This window comes from Allobosea sp. FBZP-16 (assembly GCF_002831785.1).
In the GTDB taxonomy this organism is placed as follows: Bacteria; Pseudomonadota; Alphaproteobacteria; order Rhizobiales; family Beijerinckiaceae; genus Allobosea; species Allobosea lupini.
Window position 1 is genome coordinate 1 of sequence record NZ_LNCQ01000018.1, and the last position, 1,199, is coordinate 1,199.

3 protein-coding genes are annotated in these 1,199 nt (G+C 70.9%); all 3 read right to left on the reverse strand.

Going from position 1 to position 1,199, the window contains the following annotated elements:
- Window positions 1-113 precede the first annotated feature (113 nt).
- Entirely contained in the window at window positions 114-593 is a 480-nt protein-coding gene (locus CXY91_RS05785; protein ID WP_100959650.1) for a lysozyme, read from the reverse strand.
- Entirely contained in the window at window positions 590-826 is a 237-nt protein-coding gene (locus CXY91_RS05790) for a DUF7940 domain-containing protein (protein WP_100959651.1), read from the reverse strand. The genes CXY91_RS05785 and CXY91_RS05790 overlap by 4 nt, the downstream gene beginning before the upstream one ends.
- Window positions 826-1,199: hypothetical protein (locus tag CXY91_RS05795; RefSeq protein WP_210202598.1), on the reverse strand; the 374-nt coding region annotated here is incomplete at its 5' end. The genes CXY91_RS05790 and CXY91_RS05795, both read right to left, overlap by 1 nt.

The window sequence follows — 1,199 nt, forward strand, 5'->3', positions numbered from 1 at the left end:
TCGATCGCGACCATGCCGCGCCAGAAGCCGAGGCCCGCGCACGCGACCAGCACCAGGACCGTGCCGGCGGCGGCAAGGCCCTTCCAGTTCCGCAACGCCCAGGCTGCCAACATCTAGAGGCCCTCGCGGCAGAGGGCGCGCTCGGCCTGGCGCCGGCGGGTCAGGCCGGGAAAGACGATGCCGCCGGCCTTGTTCCATTTCAGCAGGGCATCGCAGGCCGTCGCTGGCTGGCCGGCGTTGAGCAGCCGCGCTACGCTCGACTTGCAGTAGGCGCCGGTGCCGACATTGTAGGCGAAGGAGACGATCGCGACCTGGCGCTTCTCGGGCATCGGCACGCTCGTGCAGGCCAGAACGCCCTGCTCGAACTCCTGCAGCCCCTTGAGCAGCATGGCGTCGCACTCGGCCTTGCTGTGCCGATCGCCGAGCTTCACCCCGCGGGTTTCGCCGTAGCAGACGGTCGCGACGCCGACGACGTCGCGATAGGCGTTGAGACGCAGGCCCTCGAAGCCACCGACCAGCGAGACGGCGACCGCCGCGGCCGCCGTGCCCTTCTGCAGGCGGGTGCGCGGACGCAGGGACAGCACCGCGCTCATTGCTGGGCTCCGGCGCCGGAGACGGTCTCCTGCGCGACCAGGCGGGCCACGAAGGCGCCGGCCGTGGCGAAGAAGGACAGGGCGGCGAAGACGCCCGCCGGCACCGGGAGGACGGATTGCAGCAGCGGCAGCGCGACCTCGGCACCCGAGAGGAGGCCGGCGAGCAGGAGCAGCCGGATCGACCAGGCGTAGCGCAGGATCTGGCGCCAGTTCCAAACGAGCGCGAACCGCATCAGGAGCCCCCGATCGCGGCGAAGAAGCAGAGCAGCTTGCCGGAGCCGTCGATGCAGAGATGGAAGCGGCCGTCAGGCGAGGCCTTGCTCTCGCGATAGGGGATCGCGATCACCAGCGGGTCGGCCCGGACCTTCGGCCACATCGGGTGGCTGCCGGGCTGGACCGTCACCTGATAGCCGCCCGCCCCCTCGCGGACGGTTTCGGGCGAGATCTCGGCGCAGTCGCGATCGGAACAGCAGGTGTAGGGATAGGACCAGCCGGACATGGCCTGATGGGCGCTCGCCGCGCCGTGCCAGCCGGCAGCGAGCACGGCGACGAGCAGGCATAGCCAAGCAAGCAGGCAGTGACGCATCGACTGGTCTCCGGCGCGGG